General features: G+C 69.3%; 14 protein-coding genes and 1 tRNA gene. 2 read left to right on the top strand and 13 right to left on the bottom strand.

Translation table 11 applies throughout. The annotated features are described in order from the left end of the window. Position 1: 1 nt before the first annotated feature. From H9X80_RS00075 to H9X80_RS00050, 6 genes are all read right to left on the bottom strand, one after another. Positions 2-1,180: an acyltransferase family protein gene (locus H9X80_RS00075; protein WP_204792317.1), complete on the bottom strand. Its 1,179-nt coding sequence runs from the start codon at positions 1,178-1,180 to the stop codon at positions 2-4. Positions 1,181-1,958: 778 nt separating this feature from the next. Beyond that, a complete protein-coding gene (locus H9X80_RS00070) occupies positions 1,959-3,338 on the bottom strand; it encodes a LuxR C-terminal-related transcriptional regulator (RefSeq protein ID WP_204792316.1) in 1,380 nt (459 codons plus the stop codon). Between the two features lie 150 nt (positions 3,339-3,488). After that, positions 3,489-3,854, bottom strand: a complete 366-nt coding sequence (gene rplT / locus H9X80_RS00065; RefSeq protein ID WP_204792315.1) for a 50S ribosomal protein L20 — start codon at positions 3,852-3,854, stop codon at positions 3,489-3,491. Between the two features lie 45 nt (positions 3,855-3,899). Beyond that, positions 3,900-4,097 (bottom strand): 50S ribosomal protein L35, encoded by a 198-nt coding sequence (gene rpmI / locus H9X80_RS00060; protein ID WP_204792314.1) that lies wholly within the window; start codon positions 4,095-4,097, stop codon positions 3,900-3,902. A gap of 1 nt (position 4,098) precedes the next feature. Continuing rightward, the gene (gene infC, locus H9X80_RS00055) at positions 4,099-4,671 is read right to left on the bottom strand and encodes a translation initiation factor IF-3 (protein WP_428832963.1); all 573 of its coding nucleotides are present in this window, start codon (positions 4,669-4,671) and stop codon (positions 4,099-4,101) included. Positions 4,672-4,993: 322 nt separating this feature from the next. Then, positions 4,994-5,512 (bottom strand): ferritin, encoded by a 519-nt coding sequence (locus H9X80_RS00050; RefSeq protein ID WP_204792312.1) that lies wholly within the window; start codon positions 5,510-5,512, stop codon positions 4,994-4,996. Positions 5,513-6,239: 727 nt separating this feature from the next. On the opposite strand from H9X80_RS00050, the gene H9X80_RS00045 reads away from it, so the two are divergent. Further along, a tRNA-Leu gene (locus H9X80_RS00045) sits at positions 6,240-6,324 on the top strand. 74 nt (positions 6,325-6,398) lie between these two features. Here the strand turns inward: H9X80_RS00045 and H9X80_RS00040 are convergent. The 5 genes from H9X80_RS00040 to H9X80_RS00020 all read right to left on the bottom strand — a co-directional run bounded on the left by H9X80_RS00040 (position 6,399) and on the right by H9X80_RS00020 (position 14,808). Beyond that, the gene (locus H9X80_RS00040; RefSeq protein WP_204792311.1) at positions 6,399-7,034 is read right to left on the bottom strand and encodes an MBL fold metallo-hydrolase; all 636 of its coding nucleotides are present in this window, start codon (positions 7,032-7,034) and stop codon (positions 6,399-6,401) included. A gap of 55 nt (positions 7,035-7,089) precedes the next feature. Further along, positions 7,090-9,513, bottom strand: a complete 2,424-nt coding sequence (locus H9X80_RS00035) for a RelA/SpoT family protein (RefSeq protein WP_204792310.1) — start codon at positions 9,511-9,513, stop codon at positions 7,090-7,092. 14 nt (positions 9,514-9,527) lie between these two features. Next, positions 9,528-12,911 (bottom strand): single-stranded-DNA-specific exonuclease RecJ, encoded by a 3,384-nt coding sequence (recJ, locus tag H9X80_RS00030; protein ID WP_204792309.1) that lies wholly within the window; start codon positions 12,909-12,911, stop codon positions 9,528-9,530. A gap of 270 nt (positions 12,912-13,181) precedes the next feature. Then, a complete protein-coding gene (gene tgt / locus H9X80_RS00025; RefSeq protein ID WP_204792308.1) occupies positions 13,182-14,321 on the bottom strand; it encodes a tRNA guanosine(34) transglycosylase Tgt in 1,140 nt (379 codons plus the stop codon). A 214-nt stretch (positions 14,322-14,535) separates the two neighbouring features. After that, positions 14,536-14,808, bottom strand: coding sequence for an HPr family phosphocarrier protein (locus H9X80_RS00020; RefSeq protein WP_075280393.1), 273 nt, complete (start codon positions 14,806-14,808; stop codon positions 14,536-14,538). A 221-nt stretch (positions 14,809-15,029) separates the two neighbouring features. Here H9X80_RS00020 and H9X80_RS00015 point away from each other — a divergent pair, with 221 nt between their 5' ends. Next, complete coding sequence (locus H9X80_RS00015) at positions 15,030-16,319, top strand: hypothetical protein (protein ID WP_204792307.1); 1,290 nt, start codon at positions 15,030-15,032, stop codon at positions 16,317-16,319. Positions 16,320-16,370: 51 nt separating this feature from the next. Here H9X80_RS00015 and queA read toward each other — a convergent pair whose 3' ends face one another. Both queA and H9X80_RS00005 read right to left on the bottom strand, forming a co-directional pair. Continuing rightward, the gene (gene queA, locus H9X80_RS00010) at positions 16,371-17,555 is read right to left on the bottom strand and encodes a tRNA preQ1(34) S-adenosylmethionine ribosyltransferase-isomerase QueA (RefSeq protein ID WP_204792306.1); all 1,185 of its coding nucleotides are present in this window, start codon (positions 17,553-17,555) and stop codon (positions 16,371-16,373) included. A 99-nt stretch (positions 17,556-17,654) separates the two neighbouring features. After that, on the bottom strand, positions 17,655-18,593 hold the full coding sequence (locus tag H9X80_RS00005) for a magnesium transporter CorA family protein (protein ID WP_239471395.1): 939 nt from the start codon (positions 18,591-18,593) through the stop codon (positions 17,655-17,657). Between the last annotated feature and the right edge of the window lie 210 nt (positions 18,594-18,803).

Genomic DNA, 18,803 nt, shown 5'->3' with positions numbered 1-18,803 from the left:
TCTATACGTTCTTCTCGCCCTGCTTGCTCTTCTCACCGGGACGCGTGACGGACGGTGCTGCAAGGGAGGCACCCACTCGTCGCGAGAGGCCGATGCTCGGGCGCTCCACCACGCGCCAGAAGAGGGTTCCGAAGGCAAGGCTCACCACCACGGCCGCTCCTGCCTGCACGAGCGGCGCCGTGACGCCCAAGCGTGGCAGCACCGCCTCGAGCCCGCCGATCACGATAGCGTGCGTGAGGTAGAGGGAAAACGACACGCTGCCAAGAAAGCGCGCGGGCCGCGTGGAGAGGGCACGCCGCATGATGCCGTCGGTCACGGCAAGCACCACGAGCCCCGCACATGCCACGTTCATGAGCGTCGAGAGCGCGGCGCTCGCAAGTGCGTCCAGTGGGCCAAGGAGCCCCGCCGCCGACGCCTGCGCGAGCTCGATGGCCCCGAGTGCAGCCAGCAGGGCCGCAAGCTCTGCCGCCGGGGCTAGCCGCACGCGAGACAGCTCCGGGAGGTGCTTGGCCACGATCACGCCGAGCCAGAACGTCAGGCACAGGCGCAGCGGAAAGTACCCGCACCAGTACGACACGAAGATTCCCGCAAGAATGGCGAGCGCCGCCGCGCCGTCCCGGCGCACCCGCGTGAGACAGGCGATCGCCAGCGGCAGCGTAAGGGAGAACCAGAGCTCCCAGCCCATCGACCACACGGGCGAGTCCACGCGCACGAGGGGCTCGCCAAAGATCGTGCGCGTGTCGTCAGAGACAAAGAAGAGCAGGTCAAACTGCATAAGGAGGTCGTGCACGACGCGCTCGGGCCCGCCGGGGAAGTCGATTGCCGTGGCCGAGCGCGACATCGAGCCCATGTGCCAGGCGACGTAGCCGGCCAGGACGCCGAGCGCGATGGCCACGAAGAGCGGCGCGCAGAGTCGGACCACGCGGCGCGGGTAGTACGCGAGCCAGTCGTAGGCGCGCCCCGAGCGCAGGCGCGCGAGCGGCCCGAGCGAGAGCACCACGCCCGAGAGCACAAAGAACACGACGACCGCCGGCGTCCCCGGAACGAGGGGGTACGGGCCGTCCGGCCCCCAGAGCTCGAGCATCATCGCCACGTGCAGAAGCAGGACGGCAAGGCTCGCCACGCCGCGCAGCCCGTCGAGCGAGTGGATTCTCTCCGAGGTCTTCTGGGCTTCGCTCATGGTCTCCTCACGGTCGCGGGCTTTCCTGCTCCCCCATTATGCACTCCGCACGTGTGTCAGGTCGTTCAGGTGCACCTGGCTGCTTTGGCGCACCCGGCTGCTTAAGTGCACTCGCCAGGTGCGCCGGACTGCCCAAGCGCACGCCTCAGGTGTACCCCACTGCCTAAGTGCACTCCTCAAGTGCACCCGACCCCCAGTGCACTTGACGAGAAATACGTCAATCTCGGTGCACTTAACGCAAGATTGGCGCTCTCGGCGGTGCACTTGAGGAGTACGCCTGTGGAATGCACCCAGGGAGTGCACCTGAGCGCTCTTGGCGGTGCACCTGAGCGGTGCACCTGAGAGGTGCTCCTGAGGAGTGCACCTGACGGAGGCGCCCATATCCGGCGCATGTTCGCTATAAGCGCATGGTAACGACGCGCTTGACGGGCACGCTCCCATGCCCCATCGACACAAAAACAGGGGCGGCGCCCCATTGCGCCGCCCCTCCTCGAATTAATACTTTGGAATCACCCGTGTCTCTGCGTGGAAGATGGACAACTGCGATTCAATGTTTGGACCCGCCCCGTAGACTTTCCTTCAACGGCCCGTTCCAATGCTCATGTCGGAGAACGTTGGCGAGTGCGCTCGCCCTACCTGTAGAGGGCCTCGGTCGCGCGGTCGGCGGGTCCAAACCCTGCTATCTCTTCTGTGTTCACTGGACTCGCCTCCCTCTGCCGGTCGCTTTATGAGTAGCGACTGCCTTTGCTTACTCTGCTTGTTCCCCGCACGCACCCAGCTATTCCGTCATTTTCCCATCGTCTGCAGACGGTATCTTTTTGCCGGCAGACGGCACATACCCCACGTCGCGGGCGAGAAGGTCGGCGAGCTCGCGGCTTGAGTGCACGCCGAGCAGCCCGTAGCCCTGCGCCCGATACGCGTTCACGGTGCCCCGCGCCACGTTCAGGTTCTCACAGACCTCCGGCGTGGAGCGTCCAAGCGCAATCTCGGTCAGCACACGCGCCTGCAGCTCCCCTGCCCCGCGTCCTCGCAGGTAGAGCACGCACCGCTCCTCGTCAAGCGAGCGCTCCTCCCGCATGCGCGGCCACAGGAGGTGCGGGGCAAACGCCACAAGAAACGCCGCGTGGGCCACGGCGGCGGGAAACCCGACGCCCACCATCGTGCGCCCCAACGTGACAGCCAGGTCATTTCCCGCCTGCACGAGCAGGCCAAAGGCAGCAAGCGCCGCCATCACGAGCACCAGGTCGCGCGTGAGCTCGCGAGCACGGACCCTCATGCCACGCCAGGCGGCGTAGGAAAAGAGGACCAGCCACGGGACACCTAGCAAGACGGCCGTCGCGAGCACTGCCCCCACGCCGTAGTGCGACGAGCCCAGAAGCAGCCTAAGCGTCAGCGAGCCGGTGAGCGCAATCCCCATGAGCGGCACCGAGCCAGGCGTGCCCACGCCGATCGGGCGCGGGGGCGCCGCCGCGCCAGGCGCCGGCTCCACAAGCTCGTCAAGGGAGACCAGGCCGAGCTTTTCGCAGGCGCGCGAGCGGTACGTGGAGACCGAGGACGCGCTGATGCCCAGGACCTCGGCCGCCTGGGCCTGCGTGCTGCCGGAGACCAGGAGCTCGGCCACCTCGCGCTCGCGTGCCGTAAGACCGTCTGCGCCGGCCAGCCCGTCGATCGGCGAGGAGGGAGCGGAGGCCGTCGCGTCCCGGCCCGGCAGGACCCAAAGCGAGAGCTGCATGCCCCAGAGCGACCAGACCACCCACTTCAGGAGCCGCGTGAACCGACTCACCATGAGCAGAAGGTTGGGAACGCTCACCAGAGGGCCGCGGAGCAGGACGTCTCCGGACACGCACAGTGCAAGATAGGCAACAGACGTCGCTACCGCGGCGATCCCGAGCGCTCGCACACGAGTCTCCAGCCGGCCGCGCACCGCATGGGCAAGCGCCATTGCGACGAGCGAGAACGTCGCCGCAGAGGCCTGCTGAGAGACGTAGAACCAAAGGCCCGGCGCCAGAGCGGCCCAGCCCACGGGCACCCGTGCGGTCTCGCTCACCCAGCTCGAAACCGCTGGGACCATGGCAAGCGCCGCGCCCCAGAGCACCCACGTCACGGCGCGGGCCACCACCCGCCAGGTTCTTCTCGCCTGAACGTCTGACGCTGCCATAGGGGCTCCCCTCTCTCATGGTCTCGATGCCAGCATCGTAGGGCCGGGGACGGCGCCCTGTCACGTCGTGGACGCTATGCAGCTCTCTCGACAGACGAAAAAGCCCCGGGCGCGCGGCCCGGGGCGCAGGAAAAGCCGTGTGGGGAGACGCTACTCGGCGTCGGCGAGGGCCTTCTTGGCGACCTCGGCAATCTCGGCGAAGGTCTGCTCGTCGCTGTAGGCGATCTCGGCGAGGACCTTGCGGTCGAGCTCGACGCCGGCGAGCTTGAGGCCGTGCATGAGGCGGCTGTAGGACAGGCCGTTCATGCGGGCGGCAGCGTTGATGCGCTGGATCCACAGGCCACGGAACTCGCGCTTCTTGGCGCGACGGTCACGGTAGGCATACTGGCCGGAGTGCTGGGCCTGCTCCTTCATGCCACGGAAGGTGCGGGAACGGACTCCGTAGTAGCCCTTGGTGCGCTCGACGAGCGTCTGACGCTTCTTACGGCCGGCGACGGCGCGCTTGACTCGTGCCATATCTGATCAACTCCTCGTTGGGTGGGTACTTGGAACGCCGTGGGACTACTTGGAGCCCATGCGCTGCGAGACGGTCTTGACGTCGGAGGGGGCGATGACGGTCTCCTGACGGAAGCCACGGATGCGCTTGGGGGACTTCTTGGTCAGAATGTGGCTCTTGAACGCCTTGGCGCGCATGATCTTGCCAGAGCCGGTGCGGCGGAAGCGCTTCGCCGTACCCTTGTGCGTCTTCATCTTGGGCATGCTAGTTCTCCTTCTCCGTGGTGACGTTCTCGTCCTCCTCAGCCTTCTTGTCGAAGGCGCCCTTGATCGGGACGATGGTCATGTGCATGTTGCGACCCTCCATGAGGGGCTTCTGCTCGACCGTGGCGACGTCCTTGAGGTCCTCGGCCAGACGATCCAGAACGAGCCGTCCCTGCTCCGGGTGGGCCATCTCACGGCCGCGGAACATGATCGTGATCTTGACGCGGGCGCCCTTCTTGAGGAAGCGGATGACGTGACCCTTCTTGGTCTCGTAGTCGCCCACGTCGATCTTGGGACGGAACTTCATCTCCTTGATCTCGACCCTGGCCTGGTTCTTGCGCGCGGCCTTGGCCTTGCGGTCCTGCTCGTACTTGTACTTCTTGTAGTCGAGCATCTTGCAGACGGGAGGCTCCGCGTTGGGCGCAATCTCCACGAGGTCGAGCCCCTGGTCACGCGCGATGCGCAGGGCGTCACGCACGCCGAAGAGGCCCATCTGGGAACCGTCGATGCCGATCAGGCGGCACGTGCGCGAAGTGATCTCCTCGTTGATGCGGGGACCGTCTTTTCTGGCTATGTCGAACACCTTCCTCTCATCACGACGTCAGTCGCACAAAAAACTCCCGGCACGTCAAGGCAGCGTCCGGGAGACATCGCTCGCCCGCAGGCGAGATAGCATACGTTGTCTGACCAGACAGCAACCCGTGGGCGCCGTTCAGGTGGGGACGTCTCCGTCCCGCTTCGCAAAAGCACACTTGGTGAGAATAGCATCCGCGCCGGACGCGGGCAAGGAGTTTTTCCTGCCGACGCCCGGCGCGGTCAGGCTCCAGAGTTTCTCCACGAGAAGGGCCGAGGAGCCGGGGGCGCTGCACCAGAGACGCTCTGCCCCCTCTGGCCCGCTACATCGGGAGGGCGGTCTGCTGGACGTAGGTGCGCGCCTGGTACTCGCGGTCGAGGTCGTAGAGGCCCTTGGGGTCGCAGCCGAAGAGCTTCATGTTGGTGATCATGTCGCGCGCGTTGGTCTCCTCCTCACCCTGCTCGGAGACGAACCAGTCGAGGAACTTCATCGTGCGCACGTCGTGGACCTCGTGGGCAACCTCGTAGCAGTGGTGGATGAGGCTCGTGACGTACTCCTCGTGCTCGAGGCCCGCCTCAAGCGGCTCGAGATCGCTCGAGAAGGTCTTGTCCGGCTTGGCGATGGCCTCCATCGTAGGCGTGAAGTCATTGTCCAGGAGGTAGCGGCGGATGGTCAGCGCGTGGTCGAGCTCCTCCTTGGCCTGGATCTCGTACCAGTTGGCAAAGCCCTTGAGGCCGCGGTCCTCGTAGTAGTCGGCGAAGGTGAGGTAGAGGTAGCTGGAGTAGAGCTCCTTGTTGATCTGGTCGTTCAGGACGGAGGTGACCTGCTCAGTGAGTGCCATGTTCGTTCCTTCCCTCGGGGGTTGCACTGGTTGGATTCTACCCAAGTTTGCGTCGGCTAACCGCGAGACGGCGCTGGACGGGGCCGCGGCGCACACGAGTGCTGGCCTCAATTCGCGGACTGTGGTGAAACAGCCCCCGATTCTTGGGCAACGAGAAGGAGCTGGAGGCCCGCACGTCTCCAACGACATTGTTTCCCCAGGTAGAAAACGTGCTGATCGACGTTCTTCTCGCCGAGCGCATCCAGGCCCCGCCTCAAATCCGGAACTGAGGCAAATTGCCGCCCCAAATCCGGAACTGGGACGGGGCGGTCACGAGACGACGCGACACGGGCACCGCTTCGGCCGGCTAGACACACCAGGCCAGGACATCTCTGCCTTGCGTGCTTTACGTTGCTGGATTCGATGAAGGCGCCGAGAAGAGCGGAGGTGCCGTACGGCAACGACAGCTCCTGCGACGGCCCAGGTGAACGCACGGATCGACCCCGAGCTCAAGCGCCGCCGCGACGAGGGCCTCGCCGCAGCGGGCCTCACGCCCACGCAGGCGGTATGCCCTCTGGAGCCTAGTGGCACGCCTGCTCAACGAGTCTGAGCGGCTGCGGTGCCGCGCGCCAGCGGCCGCGCTCAGCGTGAGCGACGCCCTCACCCATCTTGAGACGCTTGACGAGTCGCCGGGGACGGGAGCAGGTCTGGTATAGTTCTTCTCGCCGGGCGCGCGACGTCCGGGCAGGCCCGAGTGGCGGAATTGGCAGACGCGACGGTCTCAAAAACCGTTGAGGAAACTCGTGCGGGTTCGAGCCCCGCCTCGGGCACCATCACCTTGAACGTAACAGCTGATCGCGCTCCCGACGACAAGCCGCAGGCGAGAAGAACCTGCAGCCGCAGCCGCCTACCGCAGGAACGGGTTGGTGGCAAGCTCGCGGGCCATCGTGGTCGAGGGGCCGTGACCGCAGAGAAGCGTCGTGTCCGGGTCGATCTCTGAGGCCATGCGGGCGAGCGAGGCCATGATCGTAGCCTCGTCGCCGCCGGAGAGGTCCGTGCGACCGTGGCTGCCAGGGAAGAGCGTGTCGCCCACGAAGGCGATTCCCCTGGCCGAGCCGCCGCCCATGAGCGTGACGCCGCCCGGGGTGTGCCCCGGCGTCTCCATCACGGTGAACGTGGCCGTGCCCACGGTGAGCACGTCGCCCTCCGCGAGCGCGCGGTCGGGAGCGGGGGCGTCCTCGTCGTAGCTGCGGCCCACCTCGCTCATCTGCCCGGCGCGCGCCGCAAGCGCGGCGTCGGCGAGACTGATGGCAAACGGCGCCCCCGTCGCGCGCACGAGCGCCGCCACGCCGCCCACGTGGTCGCCGTGGCCGTGCGTGGCCGCCACGCAGGCCACGCGCACGTCACCCAGGCGAGAGGCGATCTCGGCGCCCGAGCCACCGGGGTCCACCACGAGGCACTCCCCCGCGCTCACGTAGGCGTAGCAGTTGGTCTGCAGCGGCGTCACCACAAAGCGGCGCAACTCATCGTTGTTCTCGGCCATCACGCACCTCCTTGCGTCCCGGAAGGGGACGGGGCTTTTCTGGACTTCTGGGGGCCTAGACGCGGCGCTTCATCTGGTTGGCGCCCTCGCCGGGCATGATGCGGCGGGCGTCGTAGACCGAGGGCACGCGGCTCACGGCGGCGAGCAGCGTGTCGAGCAGGCTCGCGTCGGAGATGGCCACGAGGAAGCGCAGGCGCGCCACGCCCTGCGAGCTCGTCTGGGTGGCGGCGGAGAGGATGTTGGCCCCCGCGTCGCCGATGGCCACCGTGACGTCCTTGAGAAGGCCCATGCGGTCGGTGGCCTCCACGACGATCTCCACGCGGAACTCGGTGGCGCCCGAGGTGTCCCAGGCGACCTCGATCATCCGCTCGGGGTTCCTCTTGAGGTCGGCCACGTTGGGGCAGCTGGCCCGGTGCACGGAGACGCCGCGGCCGCGGGTGATGAAGCCCACGATCTCGTCGCCTGCCACGGGGTTGCAGCAGTGCGCCAGGTGCACGGCGAGGTCGGGGTCCCCCTTGACCACCACGCCGCAGTTGGTGCGCCGCCGTCGGCCCTTGGCGGCCTGCGTGAGCGCGTAGGAAGTCATGACCGGGGCGCCGGTGGCCATGGCACGGTCGTGCTCGGCCTGCTTCTCGGCCTGCGCAGCCGCGGCGGCGAGCTGCTCGGGCGAGCCCTCCTCGAGGATCTCCTCGATGCGATTGGCCGCCTGCTTGACCGAAATCTTGCCCGTGTGGACCGCGGCGAAGAGGTCGTCGGCGCCGCGAAGCTCGAAACCCTCGCACACGCGCTCGATGGCCTTGGTGGTGCGGCGCGTGGAGATGCCGTAGCCGCGCTTGCGCAGCTCGTGGGCGAGCTCGGTCCTGCCCTGCTCGGCGTCGTCGTTTTTGGTCTGGGTGGAGAAGTACTTGCGGATCTTTGCGCGCGTGGACGGCATGACCACGAGGTTCATCCAGTCGCGGCTGGGCTTGGCGTTCTTGTTGGTGAGGATCTCCACGCGGTCGCCCATCTGGAGCTTGGTGGAGAGCGGCACCACGCTGCCGTTGACCTTGGCGCCCACGCAGTGGTTGCCCACCTCGGTGTGCACCGCGTAGGCGAAGTCGAGCGGCGTGGCGTCGCGGCGCAGGCTCATGACCTCTCCCTTGGGCGTGAACACGAAGATCTCATGCTCGAAGAGGTCCACGCGCAGGTTGTCGAGGAACTCGTGCGGGTCGTCGATGTCGTCCTCGGTAGCCCAGTCGAGGGTCTTGCGGATCCAGTTGATCGTGGAGTCGATAGCGCGGTCCTCGGCGCTCATGCGCCCGCGGGAGTTGCCCTCCTTCTTGTAGAGCCAGTGGGCGGCGATGCCGTACTCGGAGGCCTCGTGCATCTCCACGGTGCGGATCTGGATCTCGATGGGCTTGCCGTCCGGGCCGACCACCGTGGTGTGCAGGCTCTGGTAGAGGTTGGCCTTGGGCGTGGCGATGTAGTCCTTGAAGCGGCCGGGGATGGGGTTCCACAGCGAGTGCACCGCGCCGAGCGCGGAGTAGCAGTCCCCCACCGTCTGCGTGATCACGCGCAGGGCGATGAGGTCGTAGATGTCGGAGAACTCGCGGCCCTTGCGCGTCATCTTCTGGTAGATGCTCCAGAGGTGCTTGGGGCGGCCGGTGATCTGGTAGCCGGTGAGCCCGGCGCGCTTGAGCTCGTCGTCGAGCGTCTTGATGGCGCGCTCGGTGTCGTCCTCGCGCTGGGCGCGGGAGTCCTGGACCATGCGGGCGATGCGCTGGTACTCCTCCGGCTCGAGCCAGAAGAACGCGAGGTCCTCGAGCTCCCACTTGACCGAGGAGATGCCCAGGCGGTCGGCGAGCGGGGCGTAGACGTCCATCGTCTCGCGGGCCTTGAACAGGCGGCGGTCCGGCGGCAGCGCGGCGAGCGTGCGCATGTTGTGCAGGCGGTCGGCGAGCTTGATGATGACCACGCGGATGTCGCGGCTCATGGCCAGAAACATCTTGCGCAGGTTCCAGGCCTGCTTGGCGTCCATCGAGGAGACCTGGATGGAGGTGAGCTTGGTCACGCCGTCAACGAGGTCGGCCACCGTCTGGCCGAAGAGCTCAGCGATCTGGTCCTTGGTGGCGGGGGTGTCCTCCACCGTGTCGTGCAGCAGCGCGGCGCAGATGGTGTCCTCGTCCATGCGCAGGTCGTGCGCCAGGATGAGGGCCACCTCCACGGGGTGGTTGATGTAGGGCTCGCCGGAGCGGCGGCGCTGGTCGCGGTGGTAGTCAGCGGCAAAGCGGTAGGCGCGGTCGACCTTGGCGCGACCCTCCTCGTCGAGGTAGGCCTCGCAGGCGGCCTGCAGCAGGCGGTAGTTGGCGGCCTCGGGGACGCCCTTCTTGGGCTTGGGCGCCGGCGCGGGCGCGGGGCCCGGCGCGGGGGCTCCCCCCTTAGGCGCGGCCGGCTCCGTGACGAGGTCCCTCTGGGCCTTCTGGTCCTTCTCGTTGCTCATGCTCTCAACCCCTCTCAGCGCACGATGATACCGAAGTCCGGCGCAATGGGTCGGTTGACGCGGGCGAGAAGCTCCTCGGCCGGCGCGTCGAGCGCCCACCCGCAGAACCGCGCGAAGGCCTCCTGGAGGCTCAGCCCCTCGAGGTAGCAGGCCGACTGCGTGAGCTCCATGTGCTCCGGGGCCGCGGCCATCTCCACGCGCCGGGCCTCCCCGAAGCCCGTGACGGCCAGAAAGCCAAGCTCAGAGAAGACCGTGAGCCCGGAGGCCACCTCCCGGGCGTCGAGGGCGCAGCGCGGGTTCGCGGCGCGCGCGGCCTCGGCGATCGCCTCGTCGTCGAGGCCGATGGGCCCGGAGGCTCGAAAGAGCGAGACGAGCGTGCGGTAGAGCGCCACGAGGTCGGTGCGCGGCGGCGCGGCGGCCGAGAGGATGTGCTCGGAGGGGCGCACGTCGCGCGAGCCGAAGAGCAGGTGGATGGTGGCGGGCGCGCCGTCGCGGCCGGCCCGACCGCTCATCTGGTTGAACTCCACCTGGTCGAGCGGAAGGCCGTAGAGCACCACGTGGCGGATGCCAGGGAGGTTCACGCCCTCGCCGAAGGCGCTCGTGGAGACGATGCAGGTGAGCTCGTCGGAGCGGAAGGCACGCTCCACCCGGCCACGCACCGCGCGGGTGAGGCCGGCGTGGTAGAAGGCCGTGCGCGCGGCGAGCTCGGGCACGCGGTGGCGCAGCATCCGCACGAGGGTGACGGCCTGGTCGCGCGAGCTCACGTAGACCACGCACTTCTCGCCGCGCGCGACGATGGAGACGAGGGCGGCTTCGCGGTCGCGCAGGTTGCGCTCGTCGTCAAGCAGGAGGTTGTCGCGCCGGGAGTCGTCGCAGATCACGTCCTCGGCCGCAACTCCCAGAAGGCGGCAGATGTTGCGGGCCGACTCGGGGTCTGCGGTGGCGGTCACGGCGAGCGCGACGGGATGCCCGAGGTCGGCGAGCACGGCCGGCAGTTCGAGGTAGGCCGAGCGCGAGCCGGGCCCGGCCTCCCCCGCGTGGTGGGCCTCGTCGATCACGAGGAAGCCGACGCGGCCGGACTCGGCGAAGCGCGCCCGGTGGATGGCGAGAAACTCGGGCGTGGTCAGCACCACGTCCGCCGCGCCCGATGCGAGCGCCGAGAAGATGCGGGCGCGCTCGGGGCCGGGGGTCTCGCCGGTCAGGACCTCCACGACGACGCCGAGGGGCGCGAGGGCCTCGCGCAGGTGGAAGGCCTGGTCGGCCACGAGGGCGCGGAGCGGGTAGACGAAGACGCTCGCGCGGCCGCGCGCGATGGCCTCGCGGGCGGCGTGCAGGTGGAAGACGAGGGACTTGCCGCGGCCGGTGGCCATGACAGCCAGGCAGGAGCGCCCGGCGGCCAGCCGCTCGAGAGCCGCGGCCTGGGCGGGGAGCAGGGCATGCTCGCCGATCATCTGGCGGCGCAGGGCGTCGGTGAGCTCGTCGGCGGGAAGCGCCGCGAGCCCGGCACGGCGGGAGCGGGCGGCGTCGGCGGGCGCGGCGGCGGTGGGTGTGGGCACCGCGGCCGCCGGGTTCTTCTCTCCTGCGGGCGCGCCGGGACGCAAGGCGCCCTCCCCGTCCGCGGACGCGGCGTCGGCCTTGTCCGCAGCCGCCATGAGCTCGTCCGCCAGGCAGTCGGGGCCCGCTGGCGCGGCGTCGCGCAGGATGACGTCCTTGACCATCAGCTTGGGCTTGGTGCGGCCCTGCCAGGTCTCGTTGATGGCCTCGAAGACCACGTCCACGGCGCCGTCCCAGGCCACGGCGCGCTCGGGCTCGGGCGCGCGGAACATGATGGCAGGCACCGAGCTGGCGCCGTCGGTGGCAACGAAGCGCATGTGGGAGGCATCGGCGCCCACGAGCGCGCGGTTGCGCATGGTCACGCCGGTGACGGCCAGCAGCGGTCGCTTGTTGCCCTGGCCGAAGGGCTGGAGGCGCTCCAGGGCCTCGATGGAGTCAACGGTGAGCTCGCCGAGCCTGACCACGGCAGCCACCTCCCCGGTGTCCTCGAACTGCTCGGCGGGCAGCTCAGCCAGGGCCGCGGCCAGGCGCGCGCGGAACTCGTCCACGCGGTCGGCCTCACAGGTCACGCCCACCGCGCCCGCGTGCCCGCCAAAGCGCAGGAGCACGTCCGAGCACTGCTCGACGGCGTGGAAGAGGTCCACCGAGCCCACCGAGCGGCCCGACCCGCGCGCGACGCCGTCCTTCACACTGAACACGATGGCCGGCACGTGGTAGCGGTTGACGAGGCGCGAGGCCACGATGCCCTTGACGCCCTCGTGCCAGCCCTCGCCGGCCACCACCACCGCGCGGCCGCCGTCGTAGGTGCGCTCGGCCTGCTCGAGGGCGGCCTCGGCGAGCGCGGCCTCGGTCTCGCGGCGCTCGGCGTTGACGGCCTCGAGCTGCCCGGCGAGCTCGGCGGCCTCCGCCGGGTCGTCGGTGAGCAGCAGCTTGAGGGCCACGTCGGTGGAGCCCATTCGGCCGGCGGCGTTGAGGCGCGGGATGAGCGAGAAGGGCAGGCCGTCGGGGGTCACGGCGGCGAGGTCGACCCCCGCCGTGGCGGCGAGCGCCACGAGGCCCGGGCGCGTGCGGACGCGCATGCGGGCTACGCCCTCCGCCACGAGGGCGCGGTTCTCGCCCTCGAGCAGCATCATGTCGGAAAGGGTCCCGAGGGCCGCGACGTCGACGTAGTCGCGCCAGAGGTCCGGGGCCCCGCGACGGCGCCCCAGCTCGCAGACGAGCTTCAGGGCCACGCCGGCCCCGGCGAGCTCGCGCGAGGGGCAGTCCGCCGAGAGCTTGGGGTCAGTCACGGGGACGCCGGCGGGCACGAGGTCGGCCGGCTCGTGGTGGTCGGTCACCACCACGTCGACGCCCTGGCCCACGAGCCAGGAGACCTCGTGGGCGGCGGCGATACCGTTGTCGACGGTGACCACGAGGTCGGGCGCGCACGCGGCGCGCACGCGGTCGAGCGCCTCGCGCGAGAGGCCGTAGCCCTCGCCGAAGCGGCGCGGGATGAAGGGGTGCACGGTGGCGCCGAGGCGGCGCAGTGCAAGCGTGAGCAGGCAGGTCGAGGTCATGCCGTCGACGTCGAAGTCCCCGAAGACGGCGATGGTCTCGTGCGCGTCCAGCGCGGCCTCAACGCGCGCCACGGCCTCCGCCATGCCGGGGATGCAGAGCGGGTCCGCCCAGTCGCGCTCGAGCGAGGGGGCGAGAAACGCGCGGGCGTCGTCAGGGTCGGCGTGGCCGCGGGCGACGAGCACGCGCGCCACGAGCGGCGGCACCCCGAGCGCGTCCGCGAGCGCGCGCTCGGCGGCGGGGCTGGCCGGCAGGACCGACCAGCGCCGGCTCTCCCTGAGGCCGGCCATCAGAGCTCCCTCGCGAGGAGGGCGAGCAGCGCGGGGCGGCTGCCGGAGGCGGGGTGCACGGATAGGGCGGGACGCCCGGCGCGGACGGCCGGGGCCAGGTTCTTCTCGTCTGTCATGTCGCTCAGGTCTCCTGCGGGGTGGCGCGGCGCGCCGGCTGTTGATCGACGTGATTGTAGCACGCCGGCCGGACGCGGCCCGCGCCGGGACGTCCGGGCACGCACCCTGGGGCCAGGCGATACCAGCCCGCCGCGGCCCCTCCGTCGCCCGCGCCTACCAGTCCTGCGCCGCCGGGGAGGCCATCCAGTCCTCGACGAAGGCGGCGTAGGTGCCCGCCGCCACGGACTCGCGCACGCGGCGCATGAGGTCGAGCAGGTAGAAGATGTTGTGCTGCGAGATGAGGATCGAGCCGAGCATCTCGTGCTGGCGGACCAGGTGGTGGAGGTAGGCGCGCGAGAAGCCTCCGGTGCAGGTGGGGCAGGAGCACGCCGGGTCCAGCGGGCCGTGGTCGTGCGCGAAGCGGGCGTGGCGGAAGTTGAGGCGCCCCTCGCTCGAGAAGGCCGAGCCGGTGCGGGCCGTGCGCGTGGGCAGGACGCAGTCGAACATGTCTACGCCGCAGGCCACGGCGCGCACGAGCGTGGTGGGGTTGCCCACGCCCATGAGGTAGCGGGGCTTGCTGCGTGGCATGTGCTCGCTCACCAGCGGAGCGAGCGTCTCGAACATGGTGTCGTGGTCCTCCCCCACCGAATAGCCACCGATGCCGAAGCCCGGGAAGTCGCCGATCTGGGTCAGGTGGCTCAGGCTCCTCAGGCGCAGGTCCAGGTGCATCCCGCCCTGGACGATGCCAAAGAGCGCCTGGTCCGGGCGGGTGTGCGCGGCGTAGCAGCGCTCGGCCCAGCGGCTCGAGAGCTCCACGGAGCGCTCCACCTTGGAGCGCGGCGCCGGGTAGCCCACGCACTGGTCGAGCTGCATCACGATGTCGGCGCCGAGCTTCTGGGCTATGGCCATGTTCTCCTCGGGCGTCCAGGAGACCCACTTGCCGTCGTAGTCGACCGCGCGGAACCGCACGCCGTCCGCCGAGAGCCGGCAGAACTCCTCGTGCGAGAAGACCTGGAAGCCGCCCGAGTCCGTGAGAATGGGGCCGTGCCAGGCCATGAAGTCGTGGAGGCCGCCCATCTCGGCCACGAGGTCGGCCCCGGGGCGCATGGAGAGGTGGTAGGTGTTGGCCAGCAGGATCTTGGTGCCGAGCTGCTCCAGCGTGGAGGGCATGAGCCCCTTGACCGTGGCCTTGGTGCCCACCGGCATGAAGATCGGCGTGGGGACGTCGCCGTGGGGCGTGTGGAGGACGCCAGTGCGCGCGTGGGTGCCGGGGTCCTCGGCAAGGATGTCATAGGTGAAAAGGCTGGTGTCCAAGAAAGACCTCTCCCTGACGGGCGGAGGCTGGCGAGAAGAACCCGGCGCTCGGACAGCTTCGGCGCACAGAGCGCGCCTGCAGAACTCGCGGCGGGTCTTCTCGCCAGCCTCTCACGTACGTGGCTGGCGCATGGCCCATCGTACACAAAAAGCCCGGCGTCGCGCGGGCGCCGGGCCAATTCGGTAAGAACCGAGATTCTGGTGCCGCTCTTGACTACTCGCCGAAGCCGGAGTCGATGAGGGCGATGAGGGCGTCAAGGGCCTCCTGCTCGTCAGCGCCGTCGCAGGCAACCTCGACCTTGGTGCCGGTGCCGAGGCCGGCGGCCAGGATCATCATGATGGACTTGGCGTTGACGGGAGCGGAGTCCTTGTCAACGTTCTTGATGGTGACGTTGCACTGATACTTCTTGGCCTCGGTCACGAAGACGGACGCGGGACGGGCGTGAAGGCCGGTGGCGTTGATGATGCTCGTCTGCTTAGAAACCATGTTACGAACTTCCTTTCCGAATTCCCAACAGTGGGGACACACGGGTTCCCCCCAAGACGTACCTATCCTAGCAAAAAGGGAAGTTCTGTGAACACAATGTTCTTGCGAGGGTGCAGAGATATGGGATAAGCGGACTTGTTCCGGGCCGTGCGCGGTAGCTTGCGGCACAATGGGGAGGTGCGCGCGGCCCGCTGCGGCGCGCAGACGGAAGGGAGCGCGCGATGGCGGACGAGCAGACACACCAGGTCGACGGGGACGGGCAGGACGAGAAGCCCGAGCAGGCCGTGCAGTCTGAACAGGCTGAGAAGCCCGAGCGGGCCGACCAGGGCGAGCAGGCTGAGAAGCCCGAGCGCGCCGAGGCCGCGCTCGCCGCAGCCCGCGGGGCCGCCAGCTCCGCCGTGTCCACGCTCAGAAGCGGCCTCTCTGCCGTGCGCGACGTCCACGACGCCTCCCGCCGCCACTCCTCCGCCCGCGCCCGCCTGCGCGAGATGCACGAGCGGCTCGCGGCCGACGAGGCGACGCTCGCCCGACGCGAGGAGGTCGAGGCCGGCTACGAGGAGATCGTGGCCGAGCAGGGCCGCGTGGTCGAGGAGGCCAACGCCGAGCTCGAGCGACAGCAGGCCGAGGTCGAGCGCCTCGAGGCGCAGGCGAGGGAGCTCGAAGCCCGTCTCGCCCAGATGCGCGCCGACCACGAGCAGGAGCTGCGTCCCTACAAGCGCATCGCCGAGACCACGCGCGGCCGCTCCGAGGAGGCCAACCGGGGCGTCTCCGAGGCGAAGCGCGCGGTGCGCACCGCCGAGGGGCAGGTCAAGGACGCCACCGAGCGACGCGAGCAGGCCATCGGGTCGGCAAACCGCGCCGTCGACTCCTCGCAGGCTCGCCTGCGCAAGGTCCAGGACGAGCTGCGGCGGGCCCAGGAGGCGCGCTCGGACGCCAAGGCGATCCGCCAGCTCCAGGACGAGGTGACCACCGAGCTCGCCCGGGTCGAGGCCGCCCGCTCCGACGTGGGCGCGACCACGCGCGAGGCGCAGGCCACCGTAGACGCCGCCCAGACCCACCTCTGGACCCAGAAGCAGTCCCTCGAGGGGGCCCAGCGCGAGGCCGAGGAGGCCAGGGACGAGTACGAGAAGCGCAAGAAGGAGTATGACGACCTGCTGGCCAAGGCGCAGGCCGCCGAGAAGGACCTCGAGGACCAAATCGACGGGCTGAAGGGCGGGGCGGACGAGGCCAAGGCGGCCTACGACGATGCCGCCGAGCGCCACGACGACGCACAGGCGCTGCTCGACGAGGCCGAGGACGTCCACGCCACGCCCGAGCGGACCGCCGAGCTGCGCGCCGACATCGAACGCCAGCGCTCCGAGGCCGAAGCCCAGCAGGCCGAGGTCGACCACCTCGCCGAGGGCGAGCGCAGCCTGCGCACGAGCACGCGCGGGGCGCGCCTGGCGCTTCTCGCCGCGGCACTCGTCGTGGTGGCGCTTGTCGTGCTCGTGGTGGTTCTCGCCACGCGATAGGGGCGGCGGGGCCCGCGCGCCGGGGCCGGCGGTCGCCGGGCGGCGGCAGGCCTACTCAATGAGCATCGCGTCGCCGAAGCTGAGGAAGCGGTAGCGCTCGTCGATTGCCGCCTGGTAGGCGGCCATGATCTGCTCGCGCGTGGCGAAGGCCGAGACGAGCATCATGAGCGTGGAGCGCGGCACGTGGAAGTTGGTGATCAGCGCGTCCACCACGTGGAACGTAGAGCCCGGCATGAGGTAGAGGTTGGTCGTGGCGTTCTCGCGCGCCACGATGTCGCCCGAGCCCGCGACGGCCGCCGAGTCGGGCGCGCCCTCGAAGCGACGCGCGGTCACGGGCGGCTCGCTCGGCGCGGCGCCGGCCTCCCACGCGCTCTCCAGCGAGCGGACTGAGGTGGTGCCCACCGCGATCACGCGGTGCCCGGCCGCCTTGGTGGCGTGGACGGCATCGACGACCGCCTGCGGCACGTGGTAGCGCTCGGTGTGCATGACGTGCTGGGTGGGGTCGTCCTCGGTGACCAGGCGGAAGGTGTCGATGCCCACCTCCAGCTCCACGGTCGCCCAGCCCACGCCCTTCTCGCGAATCCGCTCGATGAGCTCGGGCGTGAAGTGGAGCCCGGCCGTGGGCGCCGCCGCGGAGTGCTCCTCGTGCATGGCGTAGACGGTCTGGTACTTCTCCGAGTCGCCCTCGTAGGAGGTGATGTATGGCGGCAGGGGCACGTGGCCCGCCGCGTGGATGGCCTCGTCGAGCGTGCGGGGACGCCCGTCGGCACCCGCGCCCTGCGGCGAGAAGCGCACGAGGCGGCCGCCCTTGCTGTCCTCGACGAAGTCCAGGATCTCACCGGTCAGCACCACCGGCGCCGACTCCGGCGCGTGCGCGCCGCCGGCGCGGTACTCGATCACGATGCCCGGCTGGCGCAGGCGCTTGCCCGGGTTGACGAGGCACTCCCACACGCCGCCGAGCGGGTCCACGTCCTCGCGCCGCTTGAGCAACAGCGTCTCGCACACACCGCCGGTCCCGCGCTTGCGCCCCACGAGGCGCGCCGGCATGACGCGGGTCTGGTTGGCCACGAGCAGGTCGCCGGGCTCGAGGTAGTCGAGGACGTCGGTGAAGCGGCGGTGCTCCACGCGGCCGTCCTCGCGGTGCAGCACGAGCAGCCGGCAGGAGTCGCGCGGCTCGGCCGGAGCCTGGGCGATGAGCTCGTCGGGAAGCGGGTAGTCAAAGTCGTCGGTACGCATGGGTCCTCCTCTGTCCGGCGCACTACGATAGCACGCGCGCGGCAGGCCGCCGGCGGGCGGCCCGGCAGGCCGACTATCTCGAGGTTCTTCTCGCCAGATTTAGTGCCACATGCCCTTGCGCTTGAAGATCCAGGCGGCCACCAGGCACGCAACCGCGGCCAGAAGCAGCGGGAACACCCAGTTGTCAAAGAGCGGGGCGCCCTCGAGGGGCAGCGCCACGTTCATGCCGTAGAAGCCGAAGACGATGTTGGGGATGGCCATGACGATCGTGATGACCGAGAGCACCTTCATCACGATGTTGAGGTTGTTGGAGATGATGCTCGCGAAGGCGTCCATGGTGCCGGAGAGCGTGTTTGAGTAGATGTTGGCCATCTCGATGGCCTGGTGGATCTCGACGAGCACGTCCTCGAGCAGGTCCTGGTCCTCCTCGTAGAGCGGGATGATGCGGCCCTGGGCGATCTTGTTGAGGGTGACCTCGTCGCCCTTGAGCGAGGTGGAGAAGTACACGAGCGACTTCTCCAAGTTGAGCATCTTGATGAGCTCCTCGTTTCGCACCGAGGCGTGCAGCTTTGCCTCCACGCTCGACGAGAGGCGGTCAATGCGCCGCAGGTAGACGAGGTAGAGCTGGCTGATGTGCAGAAGGAGCTGGAGCAGGAAGCGCGTGCGGTAGCGCGTGTCGACGTTGCGGACGCGCCCGCCGGCGAAGTCGCCGACCACGGGGTTCTCGAAGATCGAGATGGTCACGAACATGCTCTTCTCGGGGAGGAACACCATGGTGAGCGGCATCGTGTCGTACTGCAAGGGCAGCGAGCCGCGCACGGTGGCGCCGTCCTCGTCCACCATCGGGTAGTCCACGATGACGAAGGTCTGGCGCGCGTCCTCGTCGTAGTCGATGCGCGAGGTCTCCTCCTCGTCGAGCGCCGAGCGCATGAACTCCGGCAGCACGCCGACCTCGGTCTCAAGGCGCGAGCGCTCCTCCTCGGTGGGGGCCACGACGTTTACCCAACAGCCCGGACACGGGGCGTCAACTCTCTCCATGGTTCCGTTTGTCCCGGTCAGCAGGCACTCGATCATGTTCCACCGTCCCTTGCGCGTCTCGCGGTCCCATATGCGTCATTACGTTATCGCATGGGGGGCGCGTCCCGGGGCGGGAAGTTCGCGGACTTGTCAAATCCTTACACGGGGGGCGTCGCAGGGAGCAGACGGGGGTCAGGCGAGAAGAACCTGCGGGTGGGGGGTGTTTGCGGG

This window comes from Olsenella profusa (assembly GCF_016900315.1).
Classification (GTDB): Bacteria; Actinomycetota; Coriobacteriia; order Coriobacteriales; family Atopobiaceae; genus Thermophilibacter; species Thermophilibacter profusus_A.
This window is presented reverse-complemented; position numbering and strand designations above follow the sequence as displayed.

Coding starts and splice junctions, on each gene's coding strand:
- H9X80_RS00035 (WP_204792310.1), bottom strand. CDS start 9,513: ATGAGCAACGAGAAGGACCAGAAGGCCCAGAGGGACCTCGTCACGGAG.
- H9X80_RS00050 (WP_204792312.1), bottom strand. CDS start 5,512: ATGGCACTCACTGAGCAGGTCACCTCCGTCCTGAACGACCAGATCAAC.
- queA (WP_204792306.1), bottom strand. CDS start 17,555: ATGCGTACCGACGACTTTGACTACCCGCTTCCCGACGAGCTCATCGCC.
- rpmI (WP_204792314.1), bottom strand. CDS start 4,097: ATGCCCAAGATGAAGACGCACAAGGGTACGGCGAAGCGCTTCCGCCGC.
- H9X80_RS00015 (WP_204792307.1), top strand. CDS start 15,030: ATGGCGGACGAGCAGACACACCAGGTCGACGGGGACGGGCAGGACGAG.
- H9X80_RS00005 (WP_239471395.1), bottom strand. CDS start 18,593: ATGGAGAGAGTTGACGCCCCGTGTCCGGGCTGTTGGGTAAACGTCGTG.
- rplT (WP_204792315.1), bottom strand. CDS start 3,854: ATGGCACGAGTCAAGCGCGCCGTCGCCGGCCGTAAGAAGCGTCAGACG.
- H9X80_RS00020 (WP_075280393.1), bottom strand. CDS start 14,808: ATGGTTTCTAAGCAGACGAGCATCATCAACGCCACCGGCCTTCACGCC.
- H9X80_RS00075 (WP_204792317.1), bottom strand. CDS start 1,180: ATGAGCGAAGCCCAGAAGACCTCGGAGAGAATCCACTCGCTCGACGGG.
- H9X80_RS00070 (WP_204792316.1), bottom strand. CDS start 3,338: ATGGCAGCGTCAGACGTTCAGGCGAGAAGAACCTGGCGGGTGGTGGCC.
- recJ (WP_204792309.1), bottom strand. CDS start 12,911: ATGGCCGGCCTCAGGGAGAGCCGGCGCTGGTCGGTCCTGCCGGCCAGC.
- H9X80_RS00040 (WP_204792311.1), bottom strand. CDS start 7,034: ATGGCCGAGAACAACGATGAGTTGCGCCGCTTTGTGGTGACGCCGCTG.